The 17850-nt window shown below is 68.8% G+C and carries 11 protein-coding genes; 7 read left to right on the top strand and 4 right to left on the bottom strand.

What is annotated here, in order from left to right:
• Position 1 precedes the first annotated feature (1 nt).
• The 3 genes from FHP25_RS15065 to FHP25_RS15055 all read right to left on the bottom strand — a co-directional run bounded on the left by FHP25_RS15065 (position 2) and on the right by FHP25_RS15055 (position 7738).
• Complete coding sequence (locus tag FHP25_RS15065; RefSeq protein ID WP_147847761.1) at positions 2–3133, bottom strand: efflux RND transporter permease subunit; 3132 nt, start codon at positions 3131–3133, stop codon at positions 2–4.
• A gap of 205 nt (positions 3134–3338) precedes the next feature.
• The gene (locus tag FHP25_RS15060; RefSeq protein WP_147847760.1) at positions 3339–6440 is read right to left on the bottom strand and encodes a multidrug efflux RND transporter permease subunit; all 3102 of its coding nucleotides are present in this window, start codon (positions 6438–6440) and stop codon (positions 3339–3341) included.
• Positions 6437–7738 (bottom strand): efflux RND transporter periplasmic adaptor subunit, encoded by a 1302-nt coding sequence (locus FHP25_RS15055; protein ID WP_147847759.1) that lies wholly within the window; start codon positions 7736–7738, stop codon positions 6437–6439. Before FHP25_RS15055 ends, FHP25_RS15060 begins: the two co-directional genes overlap by 4 nt.
• Positions 7739–8470: 732 nt before the next feature.
• On the opposite strand from FHP25_RS15055, the gene FHP25_RS15050 reads away from it, so the two are divergent.
• Entirely contained in the window at positions 8471–9700 is a 1230-nt protein-coding gene (locus FHP25_RS15050; protein ID WP_147847758.1) for a pyridoxal phosphate-dependent decarboxylase family protein, read from the top strand.
• Positions 9701–9705: 5 nt separating this feature from the next.
• Here the strand turns inward: FHP25_RS15050 and FHP25_RS40810 are convergent, their stop codons facing one another.
• The gene (locus FHP25_RS40810) at positions 9706–10101 is read right to left on the bottom strand and encodes a helix-turn-helix domain-containing protein (RefSeq protein WP_178133547.1); all 396 of its coding nucleotides are present in this window, start codon (positions 10099–10101) and stop codon (positions 9706–9708) included.
• A 639-nt stretch (positions 10102–10740) separates the two neighbouring features.
• Between FHP25_RS40810 and FHP25_RS15040 the strand changes: the two genes are divergently transcribed.
• From FHP25_RS15040 to FHP25_RS15010, 6 genes are all read left to right on the top strand, one after another.
• Entirely contained in the window at positions 10741–10965 is a 225-nt protein-coding gene (locus FHP25_RS15040) for an antitoxin MazE family protein (protein WP_147847756.1), read from the top strand.
• Positions 10962–11294 (top strand): type II toxin-antitoxin system PemK/MazF family toxin, encoded by a 333-nt coding sequence (locus FHP25_RS15035; protein ID WP_147847755.1) that lies wholly within the window; start codon positions 10962–10964, stop codon positions 11292–11294. The genes FHP25_RS15040 and FHP25_RS15035 overlap by 4 nt, the downstream gene beginning before the upstream one ends.
• A 456-nt stretch (positions 11295–11750) precedes the next feature.
• The gene (locus FHP25_RS15030) at positions 11751–12503 is read left to right on the top strand and encodes a retropepsin-like aspartic protease family protein (protein ID WP_147847754.1); all 753 of its coding nucleotides are present in this window, start codon (positions 11751–11753) and stop codon (positions 12501–12503) included.
• Positions 12504–13089: 586 nt separating this feature from the next.
• Positions 13090–14223, top strand: a complete 1134-nt coding sequence (locus tag FHP25_RS15020) for an efflux RND transporter periplasmic adaptor subunit (protein WP_231712329.1) — start codon at positions 13090–13092, stop codon at positions 14221–14223.
• Between the two features lie 7 nt (positions 14224–14230).
• Positions 14231–17416 (top strand): efflux RND transporter permease subunit, encoded by a 3186-nt coding sequence (locus tag FHP25_RS15015; protein WP_147847752.1) that lies wholly within the window; start codon positions 14231–14233, stop codon positions 17414–17416.
• Complete coding sequence (locus tag FHP25_RS15010) at positions 17413–17733, top strand: rhodanese-like domain-containing protein (RefSeq protein WP_147847751.1); 321 nt, start codon at positions 17413–17415, stop codon at positions 17731–17733. The genes FHP25_RS15015 and FHP25_RS15010 overlap by 4 nt, the downstream gene beginning before the upstream one ends.
• The last annotated feature ends 117 nt before the right edge of the window (positions 17734–17850 follow it).

The raw sequence follows: 17850 nt of genomic DNA, 5'->3' as shown, positions 1-17850 counted from the left end.
TTTACCGCAACCCGATCGATGTCAATTGCCCGCCGCGCGGGGTCGCCGACGGGCTGCTGCCGCCCCACCAGCGGCGGTGCAGCTTGTCGAGCCAGAGGTAGATCACGGGCGTGGTGTAGAGCGTCAGCGCCTGCGACAGGATCAGCCCGCCGATGATGGTCAGGCCCAGCGGCCGGCGCAGCTCCGAGCCCGGGCCGCTGGCGATCAGCAGCGGCACCGCGCCCAGCAGCGAGGCCAGGGTCGTCATCAGGATGGGCCGGAAGCGCTCCAGGCAGGCCTGGAAGATCGCGTCCTCGGCGCTGAGCCCGCGGCGGCGCTCGGCCTCGAGCGCGAAGTCGACCAGCATGATGCCGTTCTTCTTCACGATGCCGATCAGCAGGATGATGCCGATGACGGCGATCACCGTCAGCTCGGCGCCCGACACCTGCAGCGCCAGCAGCGCGCCCAGCCCCGCCGACGGCAGGGTCGAGATGATGGTCAGCGGATGCGCCAGGCTCTCATAGAGCACGCCGAGCACGATGTAGACGGCGATCAGCGCCGCCAGGATCAGGAGCGGCTGCGTGCCGGCGCCGGACGCGAAGGTCTTGGCGTCGCCCGCGAACTCGGTGCGGATCGTGGCCGGCATGTGCAGTTCCGCCACCGCCCTCTGGATGTCGGCGCTGGCCTGCTCCAGCGCCGTGTCGCTGGTCAGGTTGTAGGAGACGGTGACCGACGGGTACTGGCCCTGATGGTTCACGACCATCGGCGCCGAGCCGCGCTCGATGCGGGCCACCGCCGACAGCGGCACCAGGATGCCGCCGGCCGCCGGCACATAGATCTGCCCGATATCGGATGGGTCGCGCTGGAACTGCGGCTCGACCTCCATCACCACGCGGTACTGGTTGCGCTGGCCGTAGATCAGCGAGATCTGGCGCTGGGCGAAGGCGTTGTTCAGCGCGCTGTCGATGTCCTGGATGCGCACGCCCAGGCGTGAGGCGGCGGTGCGGTCGATCACGACATTGGCCTGCAGGCCGGCCTGCTGGCGGTCGGTGGTAATGTCGGTGATACCGGGCAGCTGGCCCAGGCGGTCGACGACGCGCGGCACCCAGCGCTGCAGCTCCTCCAGATCGTCGCTCCACAGGGTGAACTGGTACTGCGACTTGGAGCTGCGCGCGCCGGCACGCAGGTCCTGGATCGCCGCCAGGAAGGTGTTGATGCCGGCGATGCGGGCCAGCCGGACCCGCAGCCGGTCGATGACGCGCTGCGGCGAGATCCCGTCGCGCTCGGCCAGGGGCTTGAGGCTGATGAACAGGCGCCCCTGGTTGGCCGTGGTGCTGAAGAACGAGGCGCCCAGCGACGAGCCGACGCCGGCGATCGCCGGATCGGAAGTCACGACCTCGACCACGCGCCGCTGCAGCTCGACCATGGTGCGGAACGACACGTCGGTCGAGGCCTCGGTGAAGCCGAACAGCAGGCCGGTATCGTCCTGCGGGAAGAAGCCCTTGGGCGTCTTGATGTAGAGCGCGACGGTGAGCGCCAGGGTGGCGAACACCACGACCAGCGCCACGACCCGCATGTGCAGGAAGAGCCGCAGGCTGCGCGCATAGACGTTGACCATGGCCGACTGCACGGCCTCGACGGCGCGGTCGAGCCAGGTTGCGGTCGCGCTCGGCGCGGCGCGCACGAAATGGGCGCACACCATGGGCGTCACCGACAGCGACACCACGGCCGAGATGGCGATGGCGAAGATCAGGGTGACCGAGAACTCGCGCAGCAGCGCGCCCAGGATGCCGCCCATGAACAGCAGCGGGATGAAGGCCGCGACCAGCGAGACGCTGATCGACACCACCGTGAAGCCGATCTGCTGCGCGCCGGCGAAGGCGGCCCGCAGCGGCGAGAGCCCCTTCTCCAGGTTGCGGAAGACGTTCTCGATCATGACGATGGCATCGTCGACCACGAAGCCGACCGACACGGCCAGCGCCATCAGCGACAGGTTGTTGATCGAGAACCCGGCCAGCCACATCGCCGCCAGGGTGCCGGCCAGCGACAGCGGCACCGTCACGCCGGCGGCCACCGTGGCGGCGCCGCGGCGCAGGAACAGGAACACCACCATCATCACCAGGATGGCCGCCGCCATCAGGGTGAGCTGCATGTCGTCGACGCTGGCGCGGATGGTGGTGGTGCGATCCGACAGCACCGACACGTTGATGCCGGCCGGAACCCAGCGCCGCAGCTCGGGCAGCAGGGCATGGATGCGGTCGACCGTCTCGATGACGTTGGCGTTGACCTGCTTGGTGATGTTCAGCAGGATCGCGGGCTGGCGGTTGAACCACGCCGCCGAACGGCTGTTGCGGGTCGACTGCTCGATGGTGGCGATGTCCGACAGCCGCACCACGACGCCGTCGGCCGACACGCGCACGACGATGTTGCCGTAGGCGGCCGGCGAGCGCAGCTGGTCGTTCAGCGCCAGCGTCGCGGTGCGGTCGGTGCCGTCGAGGATGCCGACCGGCGAGACGGCATTGGCGTTGGCGATCGCGGTGCGCACGGTTTCGGCCGACAGCCCCATGGCCGCCAGCCGGCCGGGGTCGAGCCGCACCCGCACCGCCGGCTGGTCGGCGCCACTCACCGTGACGTCGGCCACGCCGTCGATCTGCGACAGGCGCTGGGCGATCACCGAATCGGCGGCGTCGTAGATCGCGCTGGCCGACACCGTGTCCGACGTCAGCGCCAGGATCATGATCGGCGTGGCGTTGGGATTGGCCTTGCGGAAGGTGGGCAGCGACGGCAGGTCCAGCGGCAGGTCCGTGGCCGCCGCATTGAGCGCCGCCTGCACGTCGCGCGCCGCCTTGTCGACGTTGCGGCTGAGGTCGAACTGGATCGCGATCGAGGTCGAGCCCAGCGTGGTGGTCGAGGTGAGCTCGGTGACGCCCGCGATCTTGCCCAGCCGCCGCTCCAGCGGCGCGGCCACGGTCGCGGCCATGGTGGCGGGATCGGCGCCCGGCTGCGACGCGCTGACCCGGATGGTGGGCAGGTCGATGCTGGGCAGGCTGGCCACCGGCAGGAAGCGGTAGGCCACCGCCCCGATCAGGATCAGGCCGATCGCCAGCAAGGTCGTGCCGACCGGCCGGCGGATGAACGGGCGCGAGATGTTCATGGCATCCCCCTCCCCCGGAGGGCAGGGCATTCGCATATGACCTCGCTGTCATCCCGAGCGCCAGCGAGGGATCTCCTGCGGCAAGGCGCACGGTGCGCAATTCGCGGGAGATCCCTCGCTACGCTCGGGATGACGGTAGGGGCATATGCGATCGCCCTGGCCTTCGCGGGGAGAAGGGAGGAATGCATCGCGCCGAACACCGCCCCTACTCCGCGCCCTGCGCCTGGGGCCGCGGGGCCACCAGGGGCGGGCGGCCGCCGAGGCGCACGCGCAGGCCTTCCATGGCGAGATACACCACCGGCGTGGTGTAGAGCGTCAGCAGCTGGCTCAGCAGCAGGCCGCCCACGATGGTGATGCCCAGCGGGAAGCGCAGCTCCGAGCCGGTGCCGTTCTCGAACACCATCGGCAGCGCGCCGAACAAAGCCGCCAGGGTGGTCATCATGATCGGCCGGAAGCGCAGCAGGCAGGCCTGCATGATGGCGTCGTGCGGCGAGAGGCGCTCCTTGCGCTCGGCCTCGAGCGCGAAGTCGATCATCATGATCGCGTTCTTCTTCACGATGCCCATCAGCAGCACGATGCCGATCAGCGCGATCACCGACAGGTCCTGCCGGCACACGATCAGTGCCAGCAGCGCGCCGACGCCGGCCGACGGCAGGGTCGACAGGATGGTGAGCGGATGGATGAAGCTTTCGTACAGGAAGCCCAGCACGATGTAGATCGTGATCACGGCGGCCAGGATCAGCCACGGCTCGCCGGCCAGCGACTTGGCGAACTCGGCGGCATCGCCCGAGAAGCTGCCGATCACCGACTCGGGCATGCCGATCGCGCGCTCGGCGTCGGCGATGGCCTTCACCGCATCGCCCAGCGACGCGCCGGGCGCCGGATTGAAGCTCAGCGTCACCGACGGGAACTGCTCCTGGTGCGCGATCACCAAAGGCGCGGTGATGCGCCGGACCTGCGAAAACGCGCCCAGCGGCACCTGCGGGCCGGCGGTGGACTGGACGTAGAGGCTGGCGAACGCTGCCGGATCCTGCTGGTAGCGCGGCATCGCCTCCAGCACCACGCGGTACTGGTTGGCCTGGCCGTAGATGGTCGAGACCTGGCGCTGGCCGAAGGCGTCGTAGAGCGTGTCGCCGATCATCTGCATGCTCACGCCCAGGCGGCCGGCCATCTCGCGGTCGACCTGGACGAACACGCGCAGCCCGTCCTCCTGCGCTTCCAGCGCCACGTCCCGCAGCACCGGCGCGCCGCGCAGCGCATCGGCCAGCTTGTGGGCCCAGGCCGTGACCTCGCTGCGGTCGGTCGACACCAGCGTGTACTGGAACTGGGCCCGGGCGGAACGGGTGCTGATCTGGATGTCCTGGACCGGCTGGAAGTAGACCGTGAGCCCGGGGATCTCGGCCGCCACATGCTGCAGCCGCTCGACGATCTCGCTGGCGACCGCGCGGCGCTCGTCGCGCGGCCGCAGCGCGATGCTGAGCGTGCCGGTGTTGGGCGCCGGGTTGACCGGGCTGACGCCGACCACCGACACGACGCCGGTCACGTCAGGGTCCTTGCGGATCGCGGCCTCGATCTGACCCTGCAGGCGCTGCATCTCGGCGAACGAGGCCTGCGGGTTGCCTTCGGTGATGGCAGTGATCAGGCCGGTGTCCTGCTGCGGCAGGAAGCCCTTGGGCGTCACGACATAGAGCCAGACCGTGGCCACCAGGGTGACGGCCGTGACCAGCAGCGTCAGCGTGCGATGCCGCAGCACCCATTCCAGGGTGACGCGGTAGAAGGCCAGCGTGCGGCCGCTGGCCGCCTCGCCTTCCGATCGATGGCCGGTGCGGCCGGCCGACAGCAGCCGGCTGCACATCATGGGCGTCAGGGTCAGCGAGACGATGGCCGACACCACCACGGCGATGGTCAGGGTCAGGGCGAACTCGCGGAACATGCGCCCGACCAGCCCGGTCATGAACAGCAGCGGGATGAACACCGCCACCAGCGACACCGTCAGCGAGATCACGGTGAAGCCGATCTCGCGGGCGCCGCGCAGCGCCGCGTTGAAGGGCGACTCGCCCTTCTCCATGTGGCGCACGATGTTCTCGATCATCACGATGGCGTCGTCGACCACGAAGCCGGTGCCGATCGTGAGCGCCATCAGCGACAGGTTGTCGAGGCTGAAGCCGCAGAACCACATGACGCCGAAGGTGGCCACCAGCGACAGCGGCAGGGTGACGCCGGCGATGATCGTGGCGCGCACCGTGCGCAGGAAGATGAACACCACCAGCACCACCAGCGCGGTGCTGAGCGCCAGGGTGAACTGCACGTCGTGCACGGAGGCGCGGATGGTGTTGGTGCGGTCATAGACGATGGCGAGGTTGACGCCGGCGGGCATGGCGCGCTGCAGGCGCGGCAGCTCCTCATGGATGCCCTTGATCGTGGCGATGACGTTGGCGCCGGGCTGGCGCTGGATGGCCAGCACCACAGCCGGCGTGCCCTGGTACCAGCCCGCGACCTTGTCGTTCTCCAGGCCGTCGATGATGTCGGCGACGTCGCTCAGCATCACCGGCGCGTCGTTGCGGTAGGCGACGACAACCGACCGGTAGGCCTGCGCCGCCACGATCTGGTCGTTGGCGGCGATGGTGTAGGCCTGCTGCGGGCCATCGAGCAGGCCCTTGGGGCCGGCGACATTGGCGCCGGCGATGGCGGTGCGCAGATCCTCCATGTCCAGGCCGTAGCCGGCCAGCCGCGCCAGGTCGGCCTGGATGCGCACCGCCGGACGCACGCCGCCCTGCACCGCCACGTTGCCCACGCCGGTGACCTCGCTCAGGCGCTGCGCCATCATGGTGTCGGCGATGTCGCTCAGCTGCCGCAGCGGCAGCGTCGCCGAGGTCAGCGCCAGGGTGACGATCGGCGTGTCGGCCGGGTTCACCTTCAGGTAGACCGGCGGATAGGGAAGATTTCGCGGCAGGGTCGAGCCGGCGGCGTTGATGGCGGCCTGCACGTCCTGGGCCGCCGCGTCGATGTCGCGACCGAGGTCGAACTGCAGCGTGATCTGGCTGACGCCGTAGGAACTCGACGACGTCATGGTCGTGAGCGACGAGATCTGGCCGAACTGGCGCTCCAGCGGCGACGTCACCAGCGCCGCCATGGTGTCGGGATTGGCGCCCGGCAGCTGGGTCGTGACCTGGATGGTGGGGAAATCGACCTGCGGCAGCGCCGAGACCGGCAGCCACCAGTAGCCCAGCATGCCGCCCAGCATGATGGCGATGCCCAGCAGCGTGGTGGCGATGGGCCGGCGGATGAAGGGCGCCGAGACGCTCATGGCTTGGCGTCCGGCTTCCCTTCGGACTTGCCCGCCTTGTGACGGCCCTCGCCGCCACCACCGGCACGGGCGCCGGGCGGGCGGGCGCCGTCGGGTGGATTGCCCGCGGGCGGCCGCGCCGTGTCGCCGGCGGGCTGCGAGATGGCGACGCGGGTGCCGTTGGCCAGGCGGGCGAAGCCGCTGGTCACCACCTGCTCCTGGGCATCCAGGCCGGTGGCGATCACCGCCCGCCGCTCGTCCTGCTGCGTGATGGTCACGGGACGCATCGCGATGGTGCTGTCGGGCTGGATCACGAACACGTAGGGGCCATTGGGGCCGCGCTGCACGGCCGCGGCGGGCACCACCACGACCTGCTTCAGGGTCGCGGTCAGCAGCCGCACGCCCACGAACTGGCCGGGCCAGAGCTGCAGATCTGCGTTGGGGAACTCGGCCTTCAGCCGCACGGTGCCGGTGGTCTGGTCGACCTGGTTGTCGACCACCTGCAGGATGCCGCGATCGGCCACGGTGCGCCCGTCGGCAGCCAGGGCCTCGACCCGCAGCGGCTCCTTCGCGAAGGCCTTGTTGACCTCGGCCAGGTTCTGCTGTGGCAGGTTGAACAGCACCGAGATCGGCCGGATCTGGGTGATCACGACGATGCCGGTCGCGTCGGAGGCATGCACGATGTTGCCTTCGTCGATCTGGCGGATGCCGGTGCGGCCGCTGATCGGGGCCACGACCTTGGTGTAGCCCAGGATGGCGCGCGCGTTCTCGATGGCGGCTTCGTCGGCCTTGATCTGGGCCTCGAGCTGGGCCGCCTGCGCCCGCGCCGCATCGGCCTGCTGCTGCGAGCCGGCGTTCAGCTTCGCGAGCTGGGTGTAGCGGTCGACATCCATCCTGGCGTTGGCGAGCTGGGCCTGGTGCTGGGCCTTGAGCGCGACCGCCTGGTCGAGCTGGGCCTGGTAGGTGGTGGGGTCGATCTCGGCCAGCACGTAGCCGCGCTCGACGTCCTGGCCCTCCTTGAACGAGATCTTGATGAGCTTGCCGTCGACCTGCGGCCGCACGGTCACGGTGTTGAGCGCCTTGATGGTGCCGACGCCGTTCAGGTAGACCGGCACGTCGGCGATGCTGGCCGCCGCGGCCAGCACCGGCACCGGCCGGTCGGCGGGCGCGCCCGGACGGCCGCCGGCGGGCCGCTGGCCCTGCTGTTGCTGCTGCGAGCGCGGCATCACGGCGATCGCGACCGCGCCGGCGGCAACGACCAGGACAGTGACCAGGAGCAGCGGCCGAACCAGCTTCTTGATCATGGGCCCAAGGCGCATCTAACGCCCCTCCCCTTGACCGCGTCGAGGCATGTATCGGCCCCTTTCATAGCCCAGAATCGACGGGCAGGCGTGCCAGGATTTCAACGGACCGGCCCGCAAGGACGGTGGCGGCATCGTGACCGCAGGTATACGCAAGGCGATCCCCCAACATGGCCTCTACGGCTCCATACGCGGCGGCCGTCCGATCCATCCCCGGTCCCGTGGTTGCCCCGGACATGCGGCACGCGCTGTTCGGGCATGCACGAAATTTTTCTGCGCCGGATATGCCGGCAATTCGATTCGGCAACGGTCGCAAAGACTTGGAGGGTCGCTGACGACTACCGGAAATTACCGGAAACCCTGTATCCGCGACGCCCGGAGCATGTGATCCATTCCTTCCCCCGGAGGGCAGGGCGATCGCACATGAACGGAAGTTTCGACTACCTTCCCCCGCTTGCGGGGGAAGGTGGCGCGAAGCGCCGGTTGGGGGGCGCTTCAACGCAAATGGTGCATCTCATCGAGCACCTGCGCCGTTGCAACACCCCCCATCCGCCCTTCGGGCACCTTCCCCCGCAAGCGGGGGAAGGTAGTCGAAAACCCATATGCGATCGCCCTGCTCCGGCAGAAGGGGGATGGTCGAACTGACTCGATCGCGCGGCTAATATCGAATCCGTTACAACATCCCCCTTCCGGCGCTTCGCGCCACCTTCCCCCTCCGGGGGAAGGCAAGATCCGAGAGGAAGGTCGACGATGCATCGCTTGCCGGAGAAGGGCATCGCCTGGGAGGCGCTGGAGCGGCAGATGCAGGCTGCCAAGGCGCAGGACGTCGACTGGGTCCATGGCCGCGCCGCCGTCTACATCCACTATGCCGGCGAGGACGTGCTGGAGGTGGCGAAGAAGGCCTACCTCATGTTCTTCTCGGAAAACGGCCTGGGGCTGCGCGCCTTCCACAGCCTCGCCACCTTCGAGCGCGAGGTGGTCGGCATGGGGCTCAGCCTGCTGAACGGCGGCAATGACGGCCGCGGCGCGATGACGACCGGCGGCACGGAGAGCATCTTCCTGGCGGTGAAGGCGGCGCGCGACTGGGCGCACCGCACGCGGCCCGTGGCCGGCACGCCTGAGATCCTGCTGGCGCGCACCGCGCATCCCGCCTTCGACAAGGCCGCGCATTTCCTGGGCCTCGGCACCGTGCGCGTGCCGGTCGGCCCCGACTTCACCACCGACGTGGCCGCCATGCGCCGGGCGGTCACGCCGCGGACCGTGATGGTGGTGGGCTCGGCGCCGGCCTATCCCCACGGGGTGGTCGACCCGATCACGGACCTGGCCGCGCTGGCCGCCGAGGCCAATCTCTGGATGCATGTCGATGCCTGTGTCGGCGGCTATATCGCGCCCTTCGCCAGGAAGCTGGGCGCGCCGATCGCCGATTTCGACTTCGCGGTGCCGGGTGTCACCTCGATATCGGCCGACCTGCACAAGTACGGCTATGCCGCCAAGGGCGCCTCGACCTTGTTCTTCCGTGACGCCGACGCCTTCGGCTTCATGGCCTACGATTTCGACAACTGGCCGCGCGGCCGCTACCTCACCAACACGCTGGTGGGCACCCGCGCCGGCGGCGCCATCGCCGCCGCCTGGGCGGTGATGAACTACCTCGGCGAGGCAGGCTACCTGCGGGTCACCGAGCGCATCCTCGCCACACGGCGTGCCTACGAGGACGGCCTGGTCAGGCTGGGCCTCAAGGTGTGGGGCCGGCCGGAGCTGGGCATCCTCGCCTATGGCAGCGAGCGGCACGACATCCAGGCGATCGGCGAGCGGCTGGCCAGCAAAGGCTGGCTGGTCGGCTACCTGACCGAGCCGATGGGCATCCACCTGATGCTGAACCTGACCCACGAGCCGGTGGTCGATGCCTATCTGGCCGATGTCGCCTGGGCCATGGAGACGGCCGGCACGACGGCGGGGACCGCACGCACCGCGACCTACTGAGGCCGTCATGGCCGGCCTCGCGGCCGCAGGCGGCGCGGCGGCGGGTCGGCGTCGTCCGCCAGGCGTTGCGCCCGCAACGCCTGGCGCAGCAGGACCAAGTCAAGCCGACGCTCGATCAGCTCGCGTTCCAGCACCGCGATGCGCTGGCGGGCCCGCGCAAGATCGCGTCCGCCCGTTGCGGATACCGTCGGCAGGCGCGGCCGCCCCGGCCCGCGCAGCGCGTCAGCGCCACCACGGCGGAACCGATCTCGCCAATCGTAGAGGAGCTGACGCCGCAGCTTCAGCCGCCGCGCCAGAGTGCCCAGCCGCTCACCGGCCTCCAGCCGCGCCACCACCACGAGCTTCAGCAACAGCGAATGCGCTGCCGTCGGCGCGGCATCGCCCTCAAAAACCGTCCCCATTATCGCTGCCCTGAATCGGGGACACGCTGCGGCGATTCCGTCTGCGGGAAGGCCGCGAAGAGCGCGCAGCGGGTCCGCGCCGGATGGTGCCTGGCGCGCGTCATTGACAGCAGCGCCCGTAGTGCCGGGATCGATGGCGCCTGCCGGCAGGGCAAGCGTCCTCGATATCGGCACCTGCAACTGGGGACACGGCGTTGCCAATCCGCCTGCGCCATTTGCGCTGTCAGCGGCGTGGGGCGCCTCCAGGGTCGAAGGCGACATGCCGGGCACGTTCTGGACCGGTGCAGCAAAGCTCATGTGTCGATCCCGATGACGAATGGAAGAGGTCGGGCCGGATAGCGGCCACCGGCGCCAGCCTGTCCAGCAAGCGCGACGATGGCGGGCTCCGTGTCGTGGAGCTGACGCAAGCGCCCGTGCCTCGACCCGGCGGCGGCCTTGCCCCTTGCGGCGGGGCCCACGAATGCGCCCGTTGGCCCCGGCGGCGGGCAGGTTAACTCCAGCCACATCTATACGCTATTCTTCTTTGGAGAACAAGAATTTTCGGTCTTCGGGTCCCGACTCTGCCGTCCCGTCCAGGGACACTCGTCGAATTCTCCCACCCATGACAGGTTACATGTAACCAGGATCGGAGCGCCTCCCATGGCCTCGGCATCAAAGCCCGCGCCGTCCCGCGTGAAGGTGCGGGAGCATCGTGAGCGCCTGCGGCGGCAGGGCTTGCGCCCCATACAGATCTGGGTGCCTGACGTGCGCGCGCCGTCGTTCCGGTCGGAAGCGCATCGCCAGTCGCTCGCGGTCGCAGCGAGCGCCCATGCGAGCGAGGATCAGGCCTTCATCGACGCAGTATCGGATCGAGGCGATGAATGAGACGGGGCGACATTTGGACTGTCGCGGGCGGCCAGGATTACGCCGGCAAGCCACATCCTGTGGTCATCGTGCAGGATGACAGTTTCGATGCGACGGCCTCGATCACAATCTGCGCCTTCACCACCGATGAGACCGATGCTCCGCTGTTTCGCCTGCTCGTGGAGCCGAACGACCGCAACGGACTGCGCGCCGCTTGCCGTCTGATGGTGGACAAGATCACCACTGTCCCGAAGACCAAGGTCGGCACGTATCTCGGAAGACTGGACGACGAAGACGTTCTACGGCTCAACCGGGCCATCCTGGTGTCCTGGGACTGGCCGTGTCGCTGAAAAGCAAAGCCTGAGGCTTGAGCCAGTTGCCCAAGAATCGCGGTCGAGGCCTCATGGTTCGAGGCATCGCATCTGCAGACTCAACCAAAGCACCATCAACGCGATCGGCAGCGGCATCGACAGCGCACCTGGTACCGACCATCGGTGGAAGGTGAGTCGCGACTGTCGTCCCGAGCGCCCCTTCGACAGGCTCAGGAGAGGGATCTCCTGCGAATAGCGCACTGTGCGTCCCACGCGGGAGATCCCTCGCTGCGCTCGGGATGACAGTCGCGACGCGCCACGGAGTGGCGCGCCCCCAGCGTGTGATCGCGATGATGCCCAAGATCGGCGCCCGCCCAAGGCCCAGAGTCCAGGGTTGCCACCGGCCGGCGAGGAGCACCGAACCTATGGGGTTCAATGACCGTGAGCGGGCGGTGATGATGGTACACTGATTTGTGGAAGTGCGGGAGGGAAGGTGTGCGCACCGGTTTGCCAGAACGCGGTAGTCCACAATGGGTAGGAATTGTCGTTGCGGCGTTGCTCTGCGGCATCGCCAGCCCGGCGCAGGCACAGACCAGTGAAACGCCCACGGGGAACGCCGAGCAGACGATCGTCCAATGGAAAGCCAGCAACGCGACCTGCCGTGGTCAGCCTGTGCCGGCGCTCGCCGCGGTTGCTGCCTGCGAGCAACGCGACACCTTCTCCAAGCTTCTCGCCCAGATGAGCTATTGCTACGGACCGGCCGACAACGCTGGGCCGGCGACCTGGAGCCCGTGCGACGCCGCCAAGGCCGCGCAGGCCTCCGCCCTGGCGCGCACGACAGTCCGCTTTCACAGGATGGGCGGCGTTTTCGTGCTGTCGGCGGCGATCAATGGCAGTGCCAAAGCCCACTTCGTCGTCGATTCCGGTGCTGCCAACGTGCAGATCCCGCAGGAAGTCGCCGACGAAATGAAGCGCAACGGCACGCTCACCGACGCCGATTTCCTGGGCCAGCGGCGATTCCTGCTGGCCGACGGCAGCGGGCTGCAGCAGCGGGTGTTCCGGCTGAGGACTTTGCAGATCGGCGGCAGGACCATGGAGAATGTCCTGGCCGCGGTCGGCGCGCCGCGGAGCCGGGCTCTGCTGGGACAAAGCTTCCTGCGGCGGTTGAGCTGGTGGAAGATCGACAACGTGAAGAACGCCATCGAGCTCGAGTTCACCGGGTCGTTCCACGAGCCTGACTGGAAATAAATCTGAGCGACAAGACCGGCTCACCGTACTCAGTAGTCTTCATGGTGAGCTTGTCGAACCATGAAGGCATCGCACTGGCAGCGGTGCGGTGCTTCATGGTTCGACAAGCTCACCATGAAGCGCTTTCCCTATTTCCAGTTCCAAGGTCACCGCGCGAGTCTTCTACTGGGGCCAGCTGATGGCAGCGGCATTGCTCGGCTCGATTCCCGTGGCGATCATCTATTCGTTCTTCGTCGAGCACTACGTCGCGGGACTGACGGCCGGCTCGGTCAAGGGCTGAATGCCGCGCCGGAATGCGAGGAGCTGAGCCGCTTCGCGATCGGTGCAGGACCCTGCTTGCAACAGGCGCATCCGCACCTATGTTCATGGCCCGGCCCTTCAGGTCGGATCGACACGCTTCCGGCAACGATCTCCCTGCCTGAAAAAGGGACATCCTGAGCGCCGCCCGGGCGGCACGGCCGTTTTGTTGCGTGCGGTAGTCGGAGGTGTTATGCCGCGACAATCGACATTGAGCTTCGAGGCAATCTCGATGGCGCGAGGCGAGCCTGGGGGGCCGGCACAACCGCATCGCGCCACGGCGCGGTCCGTGCTCGGCGGAGTCCATCTGCTGCTGGCACTGGCGATGGGCGGGACCGCCGCTGCCCAGGCACCGCCGCCGGCGGTCACGGTGGCCGCGCCGCTGCAGCGCGAGGTGGTGGAGTACGACGAGTTCACCGGCCAGTTCGCCGCCGTCGAGTTCGTCGAGCTGCGCGCGCGCGTGAGCGGCTACCTGCAGTCGCACCATTTCGAGGAAGGCCAGATCGTCAAGAAGGGCGACCTGCTGTTCGTGATCGATCCGCGGCCGTTCGAGGCGGCGCTGGCCTCGGCCAAGGCCCAGCTCGGCCAGGCCCAGGCGCGTGTCGAGCTCGCCGACCGGCAGCTGGCGCGCGCCGCCGAGCTGCGCGGCCGGGATTTCGTCGCCGCCAGCACCTACGACGAACGGCTGCAGGAGCAGCGCGTCGCGACGGCCGCCGTCGAGATCGCCAAGTCGGCCGTGCGCACGGCCGAGCTCGATGTGGAATTCGCGCGCATCCTGGCACCGGTCAGCGGCCGCATCGGCCGGCGCGAGGTCAGCGACGGCAACCTGGTGAGCGGCGGCTCGGGCGCCGGCAACACCCTGCTCACCACCATCGTGTCGATCGATCCGATCTATTTCGTGTTCGACATGAGCGAGGGCGATTTCATCGCCTATCAGCGCGCCGTGCAATCGGGCAGGCTGCAGTCGACGCGCGATGCCATCACCGTCTTCGCCCGGCTGCGCGACGAGCCCGACTGGCCGCGCGAGGGCAAGCTGAACTTCGTCGACAACCAGGTGAATCGCAGCGCCGGCACGATCCGCGCCCGCGCCGTGTTCCCCAATCCGGACGGCTTCCTCACGCCCGGCCAGTTCGGCCGCATCCGCCTGCCGGGCTCGGAGCCCTACAAGGCGCTGCTGATCCCTGATGCCGCGATCCTCACCGACCAGTCGCAGAAGATCGTGATGACGGTGAATGCCGAGGGCGTGGTGTCGCCGAAGATGGTGCGGCCGGGCCCGATCTACGACGGCCTGCGCATCATCCGCTCCGGGCTCACGCTCGAGGATCGCGTGATCATCAACGGCCTGGTGCGGGCGCGGCCCGGCGCCAAGGTCACGCCGCAGCCGGGCGAGATCAAGGGCGCCGGCGAACGTCGGCCGGGATGACGACGTCATGCGGTTCACGCACTTCTTCATCGACCATCCGATCTTCGCCTCCGTCCTTTCGATCCTGATCACCATCATCGGCACGGCGGCCTATTTCACCCTGCCGGTGGCGCAGTTCCCCGACATCGCGCCGCCCACCATCGAGGTGCGCACCTCCTATCCGGGCGCCTCGGCCCAGGTGATCAGCGACACGGTGGCGACGCCGATCGAGCAGGAGATCAATGGCGTCGAGAACATGCTCTATGTCTCGAGCCAGGCCACGGGCGACGGCCAGCTCGTGATCCAGATCACCTTCGCGCTGGGCACCAACCTCGATACGGCGCAGGTGCTGGTGCAGAACCGCGTCGCCATTGCCGAGCCGCGCCTGCCCGAGGAGGTGCGCCGCATCGGCGTGACGGTGCGCAAGAGCTCGCCCGACCTGCTGATGGTGATCCATCTCAGCTCGCCCGACGCCAGCCGCGACCTGCTCTACATCTCCAACTACGCCACCCTGCAGATCCGCGACGTGCTGGCGCGGCTGGACGGCGTCGGCGACGTGCGCGTGTTCAGCGCCCGCGACTACGCCATGCGCGTCTGGCTCGACCCCGACCGGATCGCCGCGCGCGGGCTCACCGCCGGCGACGTGGTGGCGGCGCTGCGGGCCCAGAACGTGCAGGTCTCGGCCGGCGTGCTGAACCAGCCGCCCATACCGCGCCCGTCGGCGTTCCAATACAACATCGAGGCCCTGGGCCGCCTGCAGGATCCGCGGCAGTTCGAGAACATCATCGTGCGCAACGACCCGGACGGCCGCGTGACCCGCGTGCGCGACATCGGGCGGGTCGAGCTCGGCGCCCAGGACTACACCACCAACGGCTACCTGGAGCAGCGCGAGGCCCTGCCGCTGCTGATCTTCCAGCGCCCCGGCTCCAACGCGCTCGAGACCGCCGCCCGCCTGCAGGCCACGATGGCGCAGCTCTCGAAGTCGTTCCCGCCCGGCCTGCACTACGACATCAAGTACAACCCGACCGAGTTCATCCAGCAATCGGTCGACGCCGTGGTGCACACCATCTTCGAGGCCGTGGTGCTGGTCGTGCTGGTGGTGATCCTGTTCCTGCAGACCTGGCGCGCCTCGCTGATCCCGATCATCGCCATCCCGATCTCGCTGGTCGGCACGTTCGCGGTGCTGGCGGCGATGGGCTATTCGCTCAACAACCTGTCGCTGTTCGGGCTGGTGCTGGCGATCGGCATCGTGGTCGACGACGCCATCGTCGTGGTCGAGAACGTCGAGCGCAACCTGCGCAACGGCATGAGCCCGCGCGACGCGGCGCACGAGACCATGGACGAGGTCGGCGGCGCGCTGGTCGCCATCGCCATCGTGCTGTCAGCGGTGTTCATTCCGGCGGCCTTCATTCCCGGCATCTCCGGCCAGTTCTTCCGCCAGTTCGCCGTCACCATCGCGGCCGCGACGCTGATCTCGTGCTTCGTGTCGCTGACCCTGAGCCCGGCGCTGTGCGCCATCCTGTTCAAGCCGCACCAGGCGCATGCGACGCCGTCGCGGCTGACGCGGCCGATCGTCGCCTTCTTCGACGGCTTCAACCGCGGCTTCGATTGGCTTGCCGCATCCTACGGCCGCATGACGGCACGACTGGTGCGGATGATCGCCGTCGTGCTCGCGGTCTATGCCGGCCTGCTGGTCCTGACCGGCTGGCAGTTCGGCCGCGCCCCCACTGGCTTCATCCCGCAGCAGGACCAGGGCTACCTGATCACCGTGATCCAGCTGCCGCCGGGCGCCTCGCTGGCGCGCACCGACGAGGTGGTGCGCCGCGCCGCCAAGGAGATCATGCAGATCGAAGGCGTAGAGTCGCTGGCCGCCTTCGCCGGCTTCGACGGCGCCACCTTCACCAACGCCTCCAACGCCGGCGCGATCTTCGTGGTGGAGAAGAGCTTCGAGGAGCGGGCCAAGACGGGCATCACGCAGGACAAGATCCAGGCCGAGCTGCAGCGCCGCCTCGGCGCCTTCCAGGAAGCGTTCATCATCACCATCAAGCCGCCGCCGGTGCGCGGCATCGGCAATGCCGGCGGCTTCAAGATGATGGTCCAGGACCAGCGCGGCCGCGGCCCCGACGCGCTGGCCGCCGCCGTGGCCAGCCTCAGCCAGGCGGCGGCGCAGTCCGGCGACGTGGCGGGGCTGTTCTCGCTCTTCAACACGCGGACACCGAAGATCTACGCCGACATCGACCGCGTCCAGTCCGAGATCCTGGGCGTGCCGGCCAATCGCGTGTTCGAGGCGCTGGAGATCTATGTCGGCTCCTCCTTCGTCAACGAGTTCAACCTGCTGGGCCGCACCTACCGCGTGACGGCGCAGGCCGACGGCCAGTTCCGGCAGGACCTGCACGCCATCGCCAACCTCAAGACGCGCAACGACGCCGGCGAGATGGTACCGATCGGCGCCATCGCCACGTTCCGCGACCTGACCGGCGCCTACCGGGTGCCGCGCTACAACCTCTACCCGGCCGCCGAGCTGCAGGGCTCGGCCGCGCCCGGCCGCTCCACCGGCCAGTCGCTCGCCACCATGGAGCGGCTGGCGGCCACCGAGCTGCCGGACGGCTTCTCCTTCGAGTGGACCGAGCTTGCCCTGCAGGAGAAGCTCGCCGGCAATTCGGGCCTGCTGGTCTTCGTCGCCGCCGCGATCTTCGTCTTCCTGCTGCTGGCGGCGCAGTACGAAAGCTGGTCCCTGCCGCTGGCGGTGATCCTGATCGTGCCGATGTGCCTGCTGGCGGCGGTCAGCGGCATCCTCCTGCGCGGCATGGACGTCAACATCCTGGCCCAGGTCGGCTTCGTGGTGCTGGTGGGCCTGGCGGCCAAGAACGCCATCCTGATCGTCGAGTTCGCGCGCCAGGCCGAAGCCGAGGGCAGGGACCGCTTCACGGCCGCGGTCGATGCCGCGCGCACACGGCTGCGCCCCATCCTGATGACCTCGTTCGCCTTCATCCTGGGCGTCGTGCCGCTGGCCATCGCCACCGGCGCCGGCGCCGAGATGCGCCAGTCGCTGGGCACCGCGGTCTTTTTCGGCATGCTGGGCGTGACGATCTTCGGACTGGTGTTCACGCCGGTCTTCTACGTCGCGCTGCGCGGGCTGGTCGCCTGGCTGCCGCGCCGACGGCAGCCACCACCACCGCCGGCCGAGGCGGAACCAACACAGGGCAGCGCATGATGGACGAGATCGATGTCGGCACCCTGGCGCGCATGCGCCGCGAGGGTGCCGCGCACACGGTGCTGGATGTGCGCGAGCCGCAGGAGGTGGCGATCTGCGCCATCGCCGACAGCCTGTGCATCCCCATGCAGCAGATCCCGCAGGCGCTGGCCCAGCTGCCGCGGCAGGCGCCGCTGGTCGTGCTGTGCCATCACGGGGTACGCAGCGCCCGGGTGACGGCCTATCTGCGGCACAACGGCCTCGACAACGCCACCAACCTCGCCGGCGGCATCGACGCCTGGGCGCGGTTGGTTGAAACCGACATGCCGCGGTATTAGGTAGTTCAGTGCTTCCCCGCAGGGGCGGGGTATTCGCATGCGGCACTGAGCGGCGACGTTTCCTTACCTTCCCCCGCTTGCGGGGGAAGGTGGCGCGAAGCGCCGGATGGGGGGTGC

The organism is Vineibacter terrae, assembly GCF_008039615.1.
GTDB classification, from domain to species: Bacteria; Pseudomonadota; Alphaproteobacteria; order Reyranellales; family Reyranellaceae; genus Vineibacter; species Vineibacter terrae.
Note: the sequence above shows the minus strand (reverse complement) of the source record. Positions and strands in the feature narration are given on the sequence as shown.